General features: G+C 67.8%; 17 protein-coding genes. 13 read left to right on the top strand and 4 right to left on the bottom strand.

Annotation, left to right across the window (positions count from 1 at the left end; genetic code table 11):
• The first annotated feature begins 38 nt into the window (after nt 1-38).
• From F7R26_RS27015 to F7R26_RS26985, 7 genes are all read left to right on the top strand, one after another.
• A complete protein-coding gene (locus F7R26_RS27015) occupies nt 39-1,640 on the top strand; it encodes an ABC transporter substrate-binding protein (protein WP_150986599.1) in 1,602 nt (533 codons plus the stop codon).
• 7 nt (nt 1,641-1,647) lie between these two features.
• Entirely contained in the window at nt 1,648-2,631 is a 984-nt protein-coding gene (locus F7R26_RS27010) for an ABC transporter permease (protein ID WP_150986600.1), read from the top strand.
• On the top strand, nt 2,628-3,458 hold the full coding sequence (locus F7R26_RS27005; RefSeq protein ID WP_150986601.1) for an ABC transporter permease: 831 nt from the start codon (nt 2,628-2,630) through the stop codon (nt 3,456-3,458). Before F7R26_RS27010 ends, F7R26_RS27005 begins: the two co-directional genes overlap by 4 nt.
• On the top strand, nt 3,455-5,104 hold the full coding sequence (locus F7R26_RS27000; RefSeq protein WP_150986602.1) for an ABC transporter ATP-binding protein: 1,650 nt from the start codon (nt 3,455-3,457) through the stop codon (nt 5,102-5,104). Before F7R26_RS27005 ends, F7R26_RS27000 begins: the two co-directional genes overlap by 4 nt.
• A 170-nt stretch (nt 5,105-5,274) precedes the next feature.
• The gene (locus tag F7R26_RS26995) at nt 5,275-6,135 is read left to right on the top strand and encodes an NAD(P)-dependent oxidoreductase (RefSeq protein ID WP_150986603.1); all 861 of its coding nucleotides are present in this window, start codon (nt 5,275-5,277) and stop codon (nt 6,133-6,135) included.
• Nucleotides 6,136-6,382: 247 nt separating this feature from the next.
• Complete coding sequence (locus tag F7R26_RS26990) at nt 6,383-6,565, top strand: glycine zipper 2TM domain-containing protein (protein ID WP_150986604.1); 183 nt, start codon at nt 6,383-6,385, stop codon at nt 6,563-6,565.
• Nucleotides 6,566-6,654: 89 nt separating this feature from the next.
• Nucleotides 6,655-6,813 (top strand): DUF3309 family protein, encoded by a 159-nt coding sequence (locus F7R26_RS26985; RefSeq protein ID WP_150986605.1) that lies wholly within the window; start codon nt 6,655-6,657, stop codon nt 6,811-6,813.
• A gap of 135 nt (nt 6,814-6,948) precedes the next feature.
• On the opposite strand, the gene F7R26_RS26980 is transcribed toward F7R26_RS26985, so the two are convergent.
• The 4 genes from F7R26_RS26980 to F7R26_RS26965 form a co-directional block, all read right to left on the bottom strand.
• Nucleotides 6,949-8,121 (bottom strand): acyl-CoA dehydrogenase family protein, encoded by a 1,173-nt coding sequence (locus F7R26_RS26980; RefSeq protein WP_150986606.1) that lies wholly within the window; start codon nt 8,119-8,121, stop codon nt 6,949-6,951.
• Nucleotides 8,122-8,128: 7 nt separating this feature from the next.
• Nucleotides 8,129-9,103: a Bug family tripartite tricarboxylate transporter substrate binding protein gene (locus F7R26_RS26975; RefSeq protein ID WP_150986607.1), complete on the bottom strand. Its 975-nt coding sequence runs from the start codon at nt 9,101-9,103 to the stop codon at nt 8,129-8,131.
• Nucleotides 9,104-9,195: 92 nt separating this feature from the next.
• Entirely contained in the window at nt 9,196-10,173 is a 978-nt protein-coding gene (locus tag F7R26_RS26970; RefSeq protein WP_150986608.1) for a Bug family tripartite tricarboxylate transporter substrate binding protein, read from the bottom strand.
• Nucleotides 10,174-10,255: 82 nt separating this feature from the next.
• Nucleotides 10,256-10,654, bottom strand: coding sequence for a cupin domain-containing protein (locus F7R26_RS26965; protein ID WP_150986609.1), 399 nt, complete (start codon nt 10,652-10,654; stop codon nt 10,256-10,258).
• 400 nt (nt 10,655-11,054) lie between these two features.
• On the opposite strand from F7R26_RS26965, the gene F7R26_RS26960 reads away from it, so the two are divergent.
• From F7R26_RS26960 to F7R26_RS26935, 6 genes are all read left to right on the top strand, one after another.
• Nucleotides 11,055-11,324 carry a DUF3649 domain-containing protein gene (locus tag F7R26_RS26960; protein ID WP_150986610.1) on the top strand — a complete coding sequence of 90 codons (270 nt, stop codon included), beginning with the start codon at nt 11,055-11,057 and terminating at the stop codon, nt 11,322-11,324.
• Nucleotides 11,321-12,916: a PepSY-associated TM helix domain-containing protein gene (locus F7R26_RS26955; protein WP_241754743.1), complete on the top strand. Its 1,596-nt coding sequence runs from the start codon at nt 11,321-11,323 to the stop codon at nt 12,914-12,916. The genes F7R26_RS26960 and F7R26_RS26955 overlap by 4 nt, the downstream gene beginning before the upstream one ends.
• A complete protein-coding gene (locus F7R26_RS26950; protein ID WP_241754742.1) occupies nt 12,913-13,284 on the top strand; it encodes a DUF3325 domain-containing protein in 372 nt (123 codons plus the stop codon). Before F7R26_RS26955 ends, F7R26_RS26950 begins: the two co-directional genes overlap by 4 nt.
• Before the next feature lie 249 nt (nt 13,285-13,533).
• Nucleotides 13,534-14,934 (top strand): efflux transporter outer membrane subunit, encoded by a 1,401-nt coding sequence (locus F7R26_RS26945; protein ID WP_150986611.1) that lies wholly within the window; start codon nt 13,534-13,536, stop codon nt 14,932-14,934.
• Nucleotides 14,935-15,068: 134 nt separating this feature from the next.
• Nucleotides 15,069-15,578: a sigma-70 family RNA polymerase sigma factor gene (locus F7R26_RS26940; protein ID WP_150986612.1), complete on the top strand. Its 510-nt coding sequence runs from the start codon at nt 15,069-15,071 to the stop codon at nt 15,576-15,578.
• Nucleotides 15,575-16,630 carry a FecR domain-containing protein gene (locus tag F7R26_RS26935; RefSeq protein WP_150986613.1) on the top strand — a complete coding sequence of 352 codons (1,056 nt, stop codon included), beginning with the start codon at nt 15,575-15,577 and terminating at the stop codon, nt 16,628-16,630. Before F7R26_RS26940 ends, F7R26_RS26935 begins: the two co-directional genes overlap by 4 nt.

Raw genomic sequence — 16,630 nt, 5'->3', positions numbered from 1 at the left:
GCTTCCTGCATTCCTTCGATTACCGTGGAACCCCTGCCATGTCCCTGACGCGACGCGACTTCCTGATTCAATCCGGTGCCCTTGCCGCTTGCGCCTCCCTGCCGGGCACGCTGCTGGCACAGGCTGCCGACACGCCGCGCAAGGGCGGCGTGCTGACGGTGCTGCTGGGCGGCGAGCAGCGCATCCTCAACCCCGCGCTGCGCGCGTCCACCGGTGTCTATGTGGTGTCCAGCAAGATCATCGAATCGCTGGTGGACCTGGACGCCAGCGGCAAGCCCGCGCCCGTGCTGGCCACCAGCTGGAGCAGCTCACCGGACGGCAAGACCATCACCTTCAAGCTGCGCGAGGGCGTGACCTGGCACGACGGCAAGCCCTTCACCTCGGCCGACGTGCAGTACAACGCGATGGAACTGTGGAAGAAGCACCTGAACTACGGCACCGCGCTGCACCTGTACCTCGATGCCGTCGATACACCCAACGCACAGACCGCGGTGTTCCGCTATTCGCGCCCGATGCCGATCGAGTTGCTGCTGCGCGCGCTGTGCGACCTTGGCTACGTGGTGCCGCGCCACAAGTTCGAAGGCTCCAACGTGCTGGAGAACCCCGCCAATACCGCGCCGATCGGCACGGGGCCGTTCCGCTTTACCCAGTACGAACGGGGCCAGTTCGTGATCGCCGAGCGCAATGCCGCATATTGGCGCAAGACCGCGCCGTACCTGGACCGTGTGGTGTGGCGCATCATCACCGACAAGTCCGCCGCGGCTGCCGCGCTTGAAACCGGCGAGGCACAACTGACCACCTATTCGCATGTCGGCCTGGCGGATCTTGAGCGATTCAAGAAGGATGGGCGCTTCAAGGTGTCCACCAAGGGGCTGGAGGCCAACTCCTACAACAACACGCTGGAGTTCAACGTGCGCCGCAAGGAGCTGTCGGACGTGCGCGTGCGCCGCGCCATCGCGCACGCCATCGACGTCGACTTCTTCATCAAGAACTTCCTGTACGGCACCGCCAAGCCGGCCACCGGCCCGATTCCCTCGACCTCGTCGTTCTATCCCGGCGGCAAGCAGCCCTACCCGTTCGACCGCAAGCGCGCCGAAGCCCTGCTCGACGAAGCCGGCTTCAAGCGTGGCGCCGACGGCAACCGCTTCACGCTCAAGCTGGTGCCGATCCAGAACGGCGAGGACGTGCCACTGTTCGCCACTTACGTACAGCAGTCGCTGGCGCAGGTGGGCATCAAGGTCACCGTGCAGCAACTCGACATCGCCGGCGCGTTGTCGACCGTGTACCGCGACTGGAATTTCGACCTTGCCACCGGCTGGCACCAGTACCGCGGCGACCCCGCGGTGTCGACCACCGTCTGGTACCGCTCTGGCAGCCCCAAGGGCGCGCCCTGGACCAACCAGTACGGCTGGCAGTCCGCCAAGGTCGACAAGCTGATCGACGACGCCGCCTCGGAGATCAACCCGGCCAGGCGCAAGGCGCTCTATGCCGAGTGGGTCAAGGAGGTCAACGACGAGCTGCCGGTCTGGATGGTGACCGAGCGCGAGTTCTACTCGATCACCAGCAAGCGCGTGCACAACGACCACAACACGCCACGCTGGCCATCCAGCAGCTGGTACGACACCTGGCTGTCGGCCTGAGCCGGCCATGCGCATCTTGTCACTCGCCCTGCGCAGGCTGGCAGCCAGCCTGCCCTCGCTGCTGCTGATCCTGTGCGGCCTGTTCCTGCTGCTGCAATTCGCCCCGGGAGACACCGTCGATGCGCTGGTCGCCGAAATGGGGGGCGCGGATGCCGCCGTCGTCGGCCAGCTGCGGCAGTTCTACGGGCTCGACGCCTCCACCACGGTGCAGCTTGGCCGCTACCTGTGGCGTCTGGTGCATCTGGACCTGGGCTACTCCGCCATCTATGGCAAGCCGGTGGCCACCGTCATCCTGGAGCGCCTGCCCGTCACACTGCTGCTGATGGGCTGCGCGCAGGTGCTGGCCGCCGTGTGCGGCATCGCGCTGGGCGTGGCCGCGGCGCATCGGGTGGATCGCTGGCCGGATACGCTGGTATCCATGCTCGGGCTGGTGTTCTATGCCACGCCGTCGTTCTGGTTCGGGCTGATGGGCATCGTGGTGTTCGCCATCCACCTGGGCTGGCTGCCACCCGGTGGCTACCAGGACGTTGCCGCCGGCTACACGAGCCTGGCGCGACTGGCCGACATCGCCTGGCACCTGGTGCTGCCCACCGTGACCCTGGCGCTGATCTACCTGGCTATCTACCTGCGCATCATGCGCGCGTCGATGCTGGAGGTGTTGACGCTGGACTTCGTGCGCAGCGCGCGCGCCAAGGGCCTGTCCGAGTACGCCGTGCTGGTGCGCCATGTGCTGCGCAACGCGCTGCTGCCGCTGCTCACGCTGGCCGGGCTGCAGTTCGGCACCATGCTGGGGGGCTCGGTGGTGATCGAAAGCGTGTTCGCGCTGCCGGGGCTGGGCCGGCTGGCCTATGACTCGGTGGTCCAGCGCGACCTGAACACCCTGCTGGGCATTGTCTTTATCAGCGCGCTGCTGGTGATCGCCATCAATTTCATCGTCGACATGCTGTATGCGCTGCTCGACCCCCGCATCCTTCACGAACGCAAGGCATGAAGCTGCTCCGACGTTACCTGCGCAACCCCGCCGCGGCCTTCGGCCTGCTGGTGTTGCTGGGGGTCATTGCCATGGCGGCCTGCGCCTCGGCCGTGTTTCCCGCCGATCCCCTTTCCCTTGCCGGCCGCCCGTTGCAATGGCCGCTGGAAGATCCGCATTTCTGGCTAGGCACCGACCAGACCGGGCGCGACATCGCCGCCCAGATCTTTCATGGTGCGCGCGTCTCGTTGCTGATCGGCTTCGTGGCTACGCTGATTGCCGTGTCCATCGGCATCCTGATCGGCGCGTTCGCGGGCTACTACGGCGGCTGGACCGACAACCTGCTGATGCGGCTGACCGAAGGCTTCCAGACGCTGCCCAGCTTCTTGCTGCTGCTGGTGCTGGTGTCGGTGTTCGGCTCCGGCATCACCACTGTGACGCTAGCCATCGGGGTGGTGTCCTGGCCTGCCACCGCGCGGCTGACGCGCGCCGAGTTCCTGACCCTGCGCAACCGCGACTTCGTCCACGCCTGCCGCGCGCTGGGCATGCGCGACCTGCAGATCATCTTTCGCGAGATCCTGCCTAACGCGCTGCCGCCGGTGGTGGTGTACGCCAGCGTGGTGATGGCGCTGGCCATCCTGCTGGAAAGCGCGCTGGCCTTTCTCAACCTGTCGGACCCGAACGTGGCCTCCTGGGGCAACCTGATCGGAGGCGGACGCAGCGTGCTGCGTTCGCAGTGGTATGTCTCGGCCATTCCCGGCGTCGCCATCCTGCTCACCGTGCTGGCTGTATCGCTGGTGGGACAGGGCCTGAACGACGCACTCAACCCCAGGCTGAAACGCGCATGAGCGGACCGTTGCCCTTCCTTCTCAGTATCGACGCGCTCAGCGTCGCCTTGCCCGCCGGCGCCGACCGCCCGCTCGCGCTGGATGGCGTGTCGCTGGCGCTGGCGCCAGGCGAAATCCTGTGCGTGGTTGGCGAAAGCGGCTCAGGCAAGTCCATGACCGCCGGCGCCGTGCTTGGGCTGCTGCCCGATGGCGTGCGCCGCAGCGCCGGGCGCATCCTGTTTGAAGGCCGCGAGCTGACGGCGCTGTCCGAGGCGGATCTGCGGCGCATACGCGGCGCACGTATCGGCATGATCTTCCAGGAGCCGATGACAGCGCTCAATCCGCTGCGCACCATTGGCGACCAGATCGGCGAGGTGTTCCGCACCCACACCCGGTTGCCCAAGGCGGAAATCGCGCGCAAGGTGCGCAGCCTGCTGGAAGACGTGCAGATCCCGCAGCCGCATGCCGCCGCTGGCGCCTATCCGCATGAGCTGTCCGGCGGACAGCGCCAGCGCGCCATGATTGCCATGGCGCTGGCGCTCGAGCCCAGCTTGCTGATCGCCGATGAGCCCACCACCGCGCTCGACGTCACCACCCAGGCGCAGATCCTGCGGTTGATCCGCGAGTTGCAGCAACGCAAAGGCACGGCGGTGCTGTTCATCACACACGACTTCGGCGTGGTGGCGGAGATTGCCGACCGCATCGCGGTCATGCGCCAAGGCGAGGTGGTGGAGACGGGGCCGGCGGCCGAGATCCTGGCGCGGCCGCAACATCCCTACACCCAAGCGCTTCTGGCCGCCGTGCCCACGCTGGAGCCGCCGACGCCGCGCGTGCAGACGCGTGACACGCTGCTCGCCATCGACGGCATCGGCAAAACCTACCGCGGCGGCGGCTGGCTCGGCCGGGGACGGCGCCAGGTACAGGCGCTCGATCAGGTATCGCTCGCGCTGCCGCGCGGCGGCGCGCTCGGCATCGTGGGAGAGAGCGGCTGCGGCAAGAGCACGCTTGCGCGTTGCCTCGTAGGCCTGCTCGACCCGGATCGCGGCAGCCTGCGGCTCGATGGCGCCGATCTGCTGGCCAGCGGCTCGGGCCAGCGCCGGCAGCGCGCCCGGCGCATCCAGATGGTGTTCCAGGACCCGTTTGGCTCGCTCAACCCGCGCCGCCGCGTGGGCGAGCTGGTCGCGCAGGGGCCACTGATCCATGGGGAACATCCGCTGCGGGCACGCCTTCGCGCCGCCGAGCTGTTCGAACTGGTAGGGCTGGATCCCAGCGCGCTCGACCGTTATCCGCACGAGTTCTCCGGCGGCCAGCGCCAGCGCATCGGCCTGGCCCGGGCGCTGGCCCTGTCGCCCGACGTGCTGGTGGCGGACGAGCCGGTGTCCGCGCTGGATGTCTCCGTGCAGGCACAGGTGCTGGCGCTGCTCGACGACCTGCGCGCGCGCACCGGCTTGTCGCTGATCCTGATCACGCACGATTTGCGCGTGGCGGCCCAGGTCTGCGACCGGGTGGCGGTCATGAAGGACGGCCGCGTGGTGGAAGAAGCCGATACCGCCACGCTGTTCGGCGCGCCCCGCCATCCTTGCACGCAGGCCTTGCTGGCCGCCGTGCCCGGCAGGCGAGCGGTGGGCCGGGCAAGCGCAGCGGTAGGCGAGTGCAGCGTGCGCTGAAGCTTGTCGACCGCCGCGCCGCCCCCGACATGCGCGTGCGCACAACAATTTCGCGCGGCACCGCTTGTTGACGTTGCAGTGCAAGAATGGCAGCATTCCCGGCTTCGGTGGACTGCCCACCTGGCCAACCACTCGCCCGCCGCCAACGCGGGCTTCGGAGTATTCAAGTCATGCGCGTCGCATTTATCGGCCTGGGTGTCATGGGCTATCACATGGCTGGCCATCTCGCCGCCAAGGGCCATCAGGTCACCGTCTACAACCGCACGGCTGCCAAGGCCGAGCAGTGGGTCGCCGCGTTCGGCGGCAAGTCCGCCGCCACCCCGGCGCTGGCCGCGCAAGACGCCGAAGTGGTCTGCTCCTGCGTGGGCAACGACGATGACCTGCGCTCGGTCCTCACTGGCAAGGACGGCGCCTACAGCAACGCACCGGCAGGCTGCGTGTTCGTGGACCACACCACCGCCAGCGCCAATGTGGCGCGCGAGTTGCATGCCGCGGCTAACGAGCGGGGCCTGCACTTTGTCGATGCGCCCGTCTCGGGCGGCGAAGTCGGCGCGCAAAAGGGCATCCTGACCATCATGTGCGGCGCCGACGAGGCCGTGTTCGGTCGGGTCGAGGCCGTGCTGGGCGCCTATGGGCGCGCCGTCACCCGCATTGGCGGCTCCGGCGCGGGCCAGCTGGCCAAGATGGTCAACCAGATCTGCATCGCCGGCCTGCTGCAGGGCCTGTCCGAAGCCATCGCCTTTGGCGAGCGCGCGGGACTGGACATGAAGGTAGTGCTGGATGTGATCAGCAAGGGCGCCGCCGGCTCCTGGCAGCTGGAAAACCGCGGCCCCACCATGATCGAAGACAAGTTCGATTTCGGCTTCGCGGTGGACTGGATGCGCAAGGATCTGGGCCTGTGCCTGGACGAGGCACGCCGCAACGGCGCCAGCCTGCCGGTCACCGCCGTGGTCGACCAGTTCTACGCGGACCTGCAGCAAGACGGCTGTGGCCGCGCCGACACCTCCTCGCTGATCAAGCGCCTGCGTTGATCCTGCGCTGAGACCGAATGGCTGCCGGGCACGTGTGCTGCCCGCGCCGCCGGCCGTTCTGTCGGCCGTTCTGTCGCCCTTTTCCCGGTTGCCCCCTTTCCTGACGCCGCGCTCGCGGCGTCATCCAATTCCTACATCCGTATCAGAGGCCGTCCCGCTGGGCCGGACTGCGTGCCCGGCTATCTTGTCAGCATGGCAGGCGCGCCCGTTAGCGCCGTCAGCAGCATCATTCACGTAGGAGACCACCATGTTGAGACTGGCAAGCGCACTCATCGCGAGCGCAGCGCTTCTGTTCGGATTGAACGGTTGTACCGCTACCGGCGCCGTGGCTGGCGGTGTGGCGGGTCATGAGCTGTCGCACGGCAGCACCGCGGGCACTATCGGTGGTGCGGTGGCAGGCGGCGTCATCGGTCACGAACTGGGCAAGTAAGCAACAGTTAACCACGAGATCAACGACGATCCAGAACACAAACCAGATAGCGCGAGCCTCGCGCTGATCCACCCGTCAAGGAGCCAATCATGGCCATCGGTACGATCCTGCTTATCCTTCTTATCCTGCTGCTGGTCGGCGCACTGCCCACGTGGCCATACAGCACGGGATGGGGCTACTACCCCAGCGGCGGCCTAGGCCTGGTCGTGCTGATCGTCGTGATCCTGGTGGTCATGGGCCGGCTGTAACGGCTGTAGCGCAAGCTGACTTCCCCAGATAAAAAACGCGCCGCATGAAGATACGGCGCGTTTTTTATTATTTTCATCGCTGAAAGAATGGCAGCGCCGCCGCACGGATTGGCGGGCAATGCATCAAGAACGAGTTCAATACGACTTCGGCAAACCCAGCACACGCTCGGCGATATGGCACATGATGAGTTGCGCGCTGACCGGGGCAATGCGCGGGATATATGACTCGCGCAGGTAACGCTCCACCCGGTACTCGCGCGCATAGCCCATGCCGCCCAATGTCAGGACCGCGGTCTGGCAGGCCTGGTGCGCGGCCTCCGCCGCCAGGTACTTGGCGGTATTGGCTTCGGCCCCGCAGGGCTTGCCGTTGTCGTACAGCCAGGCCGCCTTCCACACCATCATATCGGCCGCTTCCAGCGCCATCCACGCTTGCGCCAGCGGGTGCTGGATGCCCTGGTTCTGGCCGATCGGGCGCCCGAACACGGTGCGCTCCCTGGCATAGCGCGTTGCCGCTTCCAGAGCGACGCGGCCAAGGCCGACGGCTTCGGCGGCAATCAGGATGCGCTCGGGGTTGAGGCCATGCAGGATGTACTCGAAGCCGCGCCCTTCCTCACCGATGCGATCGGCCACCGGCACCGTCAACCCGTCGATAAAGAGCATGTTCGAGTCCACCGCGGCGCGCCCCATCTTGTGGATCTCGCGCACCTCGATGTGCTTGCGGTCCAGCGCCGTGTAGAACAGGCTCAGGCCCTGCGTCGGCTTGGCCACCTTGTCCAGCGGCGTGGTGCGGGCCAGCAGCAGCATGCGGTCGGCCACCTGCGCGGTGGAGATCCAGATCTTGCGGCCGTCCACGCGATAGCTGGCGCCATCCGCCGACAGCACGGCCTGGGTCTTGAGATGGGTGGTGTCCAGCCCGGCGTCGGGCTCCGTCACGGCGAAGCAGGCCTTCTCGGTCCCGGCGATCAGCGGCGCCAGCGCCGCCTCCTTCTGCCGGTCGTTGCCGAACACCACCACCGGGTTGAGGCCAAACACATTCATATGGATGGCCGACGCACCGGAAAAACCCGCGCCGGACGCCGACACCGTCTGCATGATCAGCGCCGCCTCGGTAATGCCAAGCCCGGCGCCGCCGTATGCTTCCGGCATCGCGATGCCGAGCCAGCCCGCCTGCGCCATGGCCTGGTGGAAGGCATGGGGAAACTTGCCTTCGTCGTCCAGCCCCGACCAGTAGTCGGCGCCGAAGTCGCTGCATAGCTGCGTCACCGCTTCGACGATGGCGCGCTGCTCGGGGGTTCTTTCAAAGTTCATGCCTACCTCATTCCGGCTGGATGCCAGCGTCCTTGACCAGCTTGGTCCACTTGACCAGTTCGCCGGCCACGAAGCCGGAGAACTGCTTGGGCGATTGCCCGAATGCCTCAAAGCCCAGCGCTTCGAAGCGCGGGGCGACTTCCTTGCTCGCGGCGATGCGCGAGAGCTCGCGGTTGAGCCGCTCGACCACCTCCGCAGGCGCCTTCGCTGGCGCGAACACACCATTCCAGGACGTAATATCGAAGCCTTTGAGCTCAGGCGTGTCGGCCAGCGGCGGCAGCTCCGGCAGCAGCCGGCTGCGCTGCGCGGTGGTCACCGCCAGCGCCCGCAGCTTGCCCGCCTTCACGTTGGCAATGCCGGCCGCCACGTCGACAAACATCATCGGCACCTGCCCCGCGATCACATCGGTCATGGCCGGCGGCGTGCTCTTGTACGGCACATGCAGCAGGTCCAGCCCGGCCATGCGCCCGAGCGTGGCGCCCGACACGATGCCGGTGCTGTTGCCGCTGGCGTAAGACATGCCCGGATGCGTGCGCGCATAGGCGATCAGGTCCGCCACGGTCTTGACCGGCAACTTCGGGTTGACCACCAGCATGAATGGCAGGTTGCCCATGCGCGCCACCGGGGTGAAGTCGCGGATCGGGTCATATGGCAGCTTCTTCATCAGCGAAGGATTGGCCGAATGGGTCGTGTTGGTGGTCATGAACAGTGTGTAGCCGTCCGGCGCGGCCTGCGCGACGATCTCGGCGGCAATCGCGCCATTTGCCCCGGGACGGTTGTCCACCACCACATTGGTCTTGAGCGCGTCGCCGAGCTCCTTGGCGGTGATGCGGGCCACCGCGTCGGTGCCGCTGCCGGCGGCGAACGGCACCACCATGCGGATCGGCTTGCTGGGATAAGCGTCGGTCGCCGCCGCGAACGGCGCCGCGGCGAGGCTCAGTAATGGCAGCGCGGCGCGCAGCAGCGTGGTGAGGCTTGGCATAGTGTTGTCTCCTGTTTTTGGCTAGCCATCTCGTTGTCGTGGATTAGCCTTGTCAGCTTTGTCTTTGCGATGCCCCCTGGCACCATGCCGCCTCATCGTGCGGTCTTCTCTTTGTAATTGGTGTCCTTGACCAACTTGGCCCAGCGCGCGGCGTCGTCGGCAATGATGGTGGCAAACTGCTCGGGCGTGCTGCCGACGGCCTCATAGTCGATGGCGGCAAGGCGCTCCCTGATATCCGGCATCGCGACGATCCGCACGATTTCCTGGTTCAGCCGGGTGACGATTTCCTTCGGCGTGCCTGCCGGCGCCAGCAGCCCGGCCCAGGAATTGAAGTTCATGCCCTGGATCCCGGCCTCCTGCATGGTCGGCACATCGGGCAGCGCCGGCGAGCGCTTGGGCGACAGCACGGCCAGCGGGCGCAGCCTGCCGGCCCGGATCATCGCCATCGAATTGAAGGGATCGATGGTCATGTCGACCTCGCCCGCCACCACGGCCTGCATCTGCGGGCCGGTGCCCCGGTACGACACACTGACCACGTCCGGGGTGCCGGCGGTGGATTTGAATGTCTCCCCGATCAGCTCGATCATGCTGCTGCCGGCCGACAAGCTCAGCGGACGGCTCTTGGCGCGAGCCAGCGTGACGAACTCCTGCACGGTCTTGGCCGGCACCGACGGGTGGACCACCATCACAAAACCGATGCTGCTGATCAGGCTGATCGGCGCAAAGCTCTTCAACGGCTCGTAACCTGCCTTGTACAGCACGGGGCTGAGCGTCTGCGCGCCAGCGGTATTGAGCAGCAGCGTATAGCCATCGGGGGCGGCACGCGCGACCATATCGGTGCCGATGATGCCATTGGCGCCGGGGCGGTTTTCCACCACCACCGGCTGCTTCAAGGCCTCCGCCAGCCGCTGCGACACCAGCCGCGCCACCACGTCGGAGGCGCCGCCCGGCGCGAAAGGCACCACCATGCGGATCGGCTTGGCGGGATAGGTGCTGCTCCACGCCAATGCGGGCATGGCGCTCAAGATGGCGGCGCAAACGAGCAAACGGCGTCGGGAACACAGTGTCATCGGAATCTCCTACCAGGCTTGAACAACAAACGTCGTATCGGGTGCGGGCACCCAGGCGAAATGGCGCGCTCGGCAGCGTTCCTCAGGCGGGACGGATCACGCGATCCGGGGATTCCTCGTAAGGCGGGGCGTAGATCACCAGCAGCTTCACGGGCTCGTCGCTGATCACCGTGAACACATGCATGGCCTCGGCCGGGAAGAAGCAGCAATCGCCGGGGCCGAGCTCGCGCGATTGCCCGTTCACCTCGGCTCGCGCCCTGCCCTCCAGCACATAGCAGACCTGCTCGATGCCGGGATGCGCGTGCGGCAAGGCACCTTTGCCGCGCTCGATGGTGCCGTGAATGACTTCCAGCTGGGTGGCGCCGACGTTCTCGCGGCCGATGATGCGGCGGTTCAGCGTGCCGACATGATTGGCCGGGTGGTAGCCGGGCACGTCTTCGGCACGGACAAAGTAGCTCGGTGAGGACGACGAGGGGGTCATTGCAGTCTCCATGCCGGCTATGCCGCGACCCCATGAGGGCGGCTGTGATACCCGGCTGTTTTTCATGTTTGTGAAAGTTATTTTATCCCCATGAAAAAACTAGTCAACTATTTCAGCCGAACCAAAGCACCTCAACCGCTTCCGCGGCACAAATAAGTTACCTTTTAAGCACAAATCAGGGATTTACCGGCAACCCCGGCAGATTCCGCAATCTCGCGCATCAGGGTTACAGAGACGCTGCAGCCTTTGCGGCACCGGTCCCAACGCATTTCTCCTAACTTACCCCGCCCTCGGAAAGGTAAACCGCACCTTGGCTTCCCGCCTGCCCCCGGACGCTGGACGTTCTCCCCGTTCCTTGCATGCCTCCCCATCTCCGCGCTCGCCCGCCCCTTCGCAGGCCATGCAGATCGCCTCGCGCACAGGCGCGGCGATCCTGGGTGGCTACCTGCTCGCCTCGGCCAGCATCCTGGCCCCTGCCGCCTTGCTGCCGGCCTTGCGGGCCGAGGCCGTCATGACGGCCAGCCTGTTCAGCTACGCCATCTACACCGGCGCCGCGCTCTGGGCCTTCGCCGCACGCACGCCCGGCCGCGCCTGGCTGGGCCTGCTGGCACCGTCCGCGGCGCTGCTGATCGCCGCTGGCGCTGCCCACTGGATGCAGGGCCGGCCATGAAGACCTCCTTGCGCCAATCAATGGCATGGCTGCATACCTGGTGCGGCCTGTGGCTGGGCTGGCTGCTGTTCGCGGTATTCCTGACCGGTACCTTGGGCGTGTTCCACGCCGCCATCACACGCTGGATGCAGCCGGAACGGCTGGTAGTCACCGCCGGCGCAGTAGACAACGAACGCGCCCTTGCCTATGCCCAGCACTACCTGGAGCGCCATGCGCCGCAATCCGCCCATTGGGAGATCGAGTTTCCCGCTAACGACGATGCCGCCATGCATCTGCACTGGGATGGGCAGGCCAGCGGCGGCGATGGCGAAGCCCGGGAGGTCCGGCTCGACCCCATTACCGGCACCGTGCTCCCGCCCGCACGGGACTCGCTGGGCGGGCAGCATTTCGTGCTCTTTCACTACGAATTGCATGCGGGCATGGCGGGCGTGTGGATCATCGCTGCCGCCACCATGGTCATGCTGGTGGCGATGGTGTCGGGCATCGTCACGCACAAGCGCTTCTTCAAGGACTTCTTCACCTTCCGCCCGGGCAAGGGCCAGCGCTCCTGGCTGGATGCGCACAATGCGCTGGGCGTGCTGACGTTGCCTTTCCTGCTGATGATCGCCTACACCGGGCTGGTCATCTGGTGGCCGGACACCATGCCAGCGGGCATCCGCACCTACTACGAAGGCAGCGAGGCCAAGCTGTTCCGCGTGCTTGGCCAGGCTGGCTGGCTCGAATCCAAGGCCCTGCCGCCGCCGGGCGCGCCGGCCGCGCTGCTGGCGCTGCCCACGCTGCTGGCTGATGCGCGCGAACGCCTGGCCGCCGGCGCGGACAGCGAGCACCGCGCCATCACATCGGTCGCCGTGACACGGCCAGGCACCAGCACGGCCAGCGTCGCCATCGCCGGCGCCTACCTGTACGACGGCCTGGCCTTCGCCGCCCGGCGCGAACTGCACTATGACGGCGTGAGCGGCGCTTACCTGTCGACCAAGGCCGAGGATGAAATGCTGGGCACCGGCGGCGCCGCGCCGCTGGTTGCCGGCTCGGTCATGCGCACGCTGCACATGGCCCGTTTCGGCGGTTATGCGGTGAAATGGCTGTACTTTGCCTGCGGATTGGCGGGCGCCGCCATGATGGCCACCGGACTGCTGCTGTTCTCGGCCAAGCGCGCCAACCGCAAGGCCCAGGAGTTCGGTGCGGCCAGCGCGCGCGTCTATGGCGCCATCGACCGCCTGAACGTCGCGGCGATCGGCGGGCTGGCGATCGCGTGCGCCGGATACCTGTGGGGCAACCGGCTGCTGCCCGTGGCGCTGCCTGAGCGCCACGCGTGGGAGATCGCAGTCTTCTTCGCGGTGTGGCTGGCGGCCACGGCCCACGCCTTGGCAAGCCCGCCAGCCCGGGCCTGGCCCCGGCAACTGGCGCTGGCAGGCCTGCTCTGCCTGGCCTTGCCGCTGCTCAACGCGCTCACCACCGGCTGGCACATCCTGCGCTACCTGGCACACGGAGACGGGCAGAGCGCGGGGCTGGAACTCGGCGCTCTGGCCCTCGGCGCCCTGCTGCTGTGGGCCGCCGCCAGGGTCCGCCGGGCCGGGCTGGGAGACGCATGATGGCGCTGAGTTCGATGCCCCCAACGCTCGCCGCCCTGGCCAGCCTGGCGTTCTGCTATGCCGGCATGGCCAGCATCAGCCTGGCGATGGATCGGCACCACGGCCAGGTCCGGGGGCGCAATGCCGCGCCGCCGGCCGCCCCCGCGCGCTGGCTGCTGCGCGCCTGCGGCTGGCTGCTGCTGGCCCTGGCCGCGCTGCCCTGCCTGCGCGGCTGGGGCGCCAGCATAGGCGCCGTGGTATGGGCGGGCTCGGTCAGTGCCGGGGCGCTGGCCTTCGTGCTGCTGCTAGCCTATTTCCCGCGCACGGCCGCGGCCCTGGCGCTACCGGCCACGGCGTTCGCCGCGGCAAGCCTGGCGCTGCCGCCTTAGCCGGCATGGGGGCCGCGCACGGCTTCCCGCTTTTCGGTGCGCGCTTCTCGATGCCCGCTTTTCGATGCCCACCTCCCGTGATGCGGCCAGTCCAGGCCGTATCGCTACCTCCTCAACCAAAGACCCCTTACCCATCGTGCTGGCACACCCACTCCTTGCTCTCACCGGCATCGCCATCCTGGCCATTGGCCCGGTGGAACACGGGCACCGGGCGGCACGGGCGGGCCTTGCGCAAGCATTGGCAAGCGAATGAACAAGATCAACACCCTGAATGCACTGACCCTCCTGGTCACGCTGGCCGCCGCCATGGCTGCCACCGGCTGCGCCGCGCCGGCCGCGCCCGATGCCGCCCTGCCCACCGCGCCAGCGCAATGGCGCTACGCGCCGCAGGACCGCGCCGGTGCCGATCCCGTCAGCACGGCGTGGTGGCAGTCCATCGGCAATGCCGAACTGGACGCGCTGGTGCAGCGGGCCCGCGTGGACAACCCTGGCATCGCCGCGGCCTATGCGCGCGTGCTGCAGGCCCGCGCCAGCGTCATCATTGCGCGCGCGCCGCTGCTGCCGGCGCTCACCGGCTCCGCCGACGCGCAACACTACGGCGTTTCACGCGTCAGCAGCAGCGACAGCACCGCGAACTTGCGGCTGGGGCTGGCGGCCAGCTACGAGTTCGACCTGTGGGGCGGCAACCGCGCCGCCGCCGGCAACGCCGCCGCCTCGCTGCGCGCCGCGGGCTTCGCGCAGGATGCGGCAACGCTATCGGTCACCGGAGAAGTCGCGCTGGCCTGGCTGCAGACCGTCAGCCTGCGCGAGCGCATCGGCATTGCCACGCGCATGCTGGAAAACGCGCGCAGCGTGCTGGCCGTGGTCGATGCGCGCCAGCGCGCCGGCAGCGCCACCGCGCTTGAGCTGGCCCAGCAGCGCGGCCTGGTGGCCAGCCGCGAGCGCACCTTGCGGCTGCTGGCGCAGCGGGCCAACGACAGCCAGGTTGCGTTGGCGATCCTGCTCGGGCAGTCCGCCGGCGGCCTGGAGGTCGAGACGGCCAGCCTTGCCAGCCTGCGCCAGCCCGCCATCGACAGCGGCCTGCCGGCCGCGCTGCTGACGCGCCGCCCCGACCTGGCCGCGGCCGAAGCCCGGCTCGCCGCCGCCGACGGCAACATCGCCGTGGCCCGCGCACTGATGCTGCCGCGCCTTGTGCTGACGGCCAACGCCACCGCTGAGAGCGACCGCCTGCGCACGATGTTCGAGAACCCCATTTACACGCTTGCCGCCGGCGTGCTGGCGCCGATCTTCAACGCCGGCAAGCTGGCCGCAGGGCACGACCTGGCCATTGCGCAAAAGCAGGAACTGCTGGCGGAATATCGCCGCGCTATCGTCGCGGCCTCGGGCGATGTCGAAGTTGCGCTCAACACCATGGCCGGCGTGGATGCCCAGCGCGTTGCCCAGGATGAGGAACTGGCACAGGCCCGGCAGGCTTTCGCGCTGGCGCAGCGTCGCTATCGCGCCGGCGCGGAGACGCTGCTGACCGTGCTGGACGCGCAGCGCACCCTCTACAGCGCCGAGGACGAGGCCGCCCAGCTGCGCCTGGCGGGCCTGCAAGGCGCGGTGCTCTTGTACAAGGCGTTGGGAGGCGGATGGCAGCCGGATGCGTAGCGGCGCCCGTGTAGGGAATGTGCCGATCCGTGCCGGCGGCGGATCCATGCCTTGTCTTTGAGTCACGATCTCACATACAATGCGAATCATTCTCAATAGCGTTTGGCGCCGGGCGCCCGCATCACACAGGCGCCATGGCCACGGCAGACACCCTTCCCCAGTCCGAACTCCACGCGCTTTACCGCAGTCACCACGGCTGGCTCGTCAACCTGCTATGGCGCAAGCTGGGCAATGCGGACAATGCAGCCGACCTGGCCCAGGACACATTTGCACGGCTCCTGGTGGCTTGCGACACCAGTTCGCTACGCGAGCCGCGCGCCTACCTGACCACCGTAGCAAGCCGCCTGGCCGCGCAGTATTTCCGGCGCCTGGCGCTGGAACGCGCCTACCTGGAAGCGCTCGCCCTGCAGCCCGAAGCCGCCGCCCCGTCGCCCGAGACCCGCGCCCTGGTGGTGGAGGCACTCACCGCCGTCAGCACGGTGCTCGAGCAGCTTCCCCCGCGCGTGTGCGAGGCCTTCCTGCTGTCGCAACTGGACGGCCTGGCCTACAAGGACATCGCGCAACAGCTCGGCGTCACCGTCAACGTGGTCCAGAAATGGATGAGCAAGGCCTTCCTGCATTGCTATACCGCGGTGTACGGATGACGAAGCCCGCCAGCGGGCGCATCGACATGCAAATCGTCGAGGCGGCGGCGCAATGGATGTCGCGCCTGCAATCCGGTGAGGCCACCGCCGCCGACCATGCGGCTTGCGAGCAATGGCGCCAGGCCGACCAGGCTCACGAGCTCGCCTGGCGGCGCATGGCCCTGCTCGGCCAGGACCTGCGCGCCGGCCTGGACCAGATGCCACCGTCCGTCGCCCGCAAGGCGCTCCATGTGGCCAGCCCTGGCGGCACCGCCGGGCGCGTCCACCGCGTCGGCAGCGTCTCCCGCCGCAGCGTGCTGAAATCAATGGCTGGCGTGGGCATCGCGGCAGGCGGTGCGTGGCTGGCGGGCGAGCCGTTCTCCGGGCGCGGCTGGAACACCCTGAACGCCCTTGCCGCGGACTACCGCACCGGCAGCGGCGAGCGCCGCACCATCGCACTGGCCGACGGCACCCGGGTGGTGCTCAATACCGGCACCGCCATCGACGTGCGCTTCACGCCGGCGCTGCGCGAACTGGTCTTCCTCGCCGGCGAAATCCAGGTCACCACAGGTCACGACCCGGCCGCCAGGCCCTTCAGCGTCACGACCCGCAACGGCAGCATCACGCCGCTGGGCACGCGCTTCATCCTCCGCGAAGGGCAGCTCTCGTCCGACGGCACCAGCGACAAGCGCGACCCGATCAACGTCTCGGTGCTGGAGGGCGCGGTGCGGATCCGCACGCGCCAGGGCAGCGCGCCGTTTCGCCTTGATGCGGGCCAGGAAACCGCGTTCACGTCCACCACCATCGATACGCCATCCATCATCCACCCGCAAGCCAGCGCATGGCTCGACGGCATGCTCGTGGCGGAACAAATGCCGCTGGGCCAGTTCATCGCGGAGCTGGCGCGCTACCGCGCCGGCAGCCTGCGGTGCGATCCGGCGCTCGCCGCCCTGCGCGTGTCGGGCGCCTTCCCGCTCGACAACACCGATGCGGTGCTCGCCATCCTTGAGCAAACGCTGCCCGTGCAGGTGCGTTACCTCACGCGCTACTGGGTCCGCGTGGCACCGAGGTAG

Origin of the sequence: Cupriavidus basilensis (assembly GCF_008801925.2) — a bacterium.
In the GTDB taxonomy this organism is placed as follows: domain Bacteria; phylum Pseudomonadota; class Gammaproteobacteria; order Burkholderiales; family Burkholderiaceae; genus Cupriavidus; species Cupriavidus basilensis.
The sequence above is the reverse complement of the archived record's forward strand: the minus strand, read 5'-3'. Positions and strand labels throughout refer to the sequence as shown.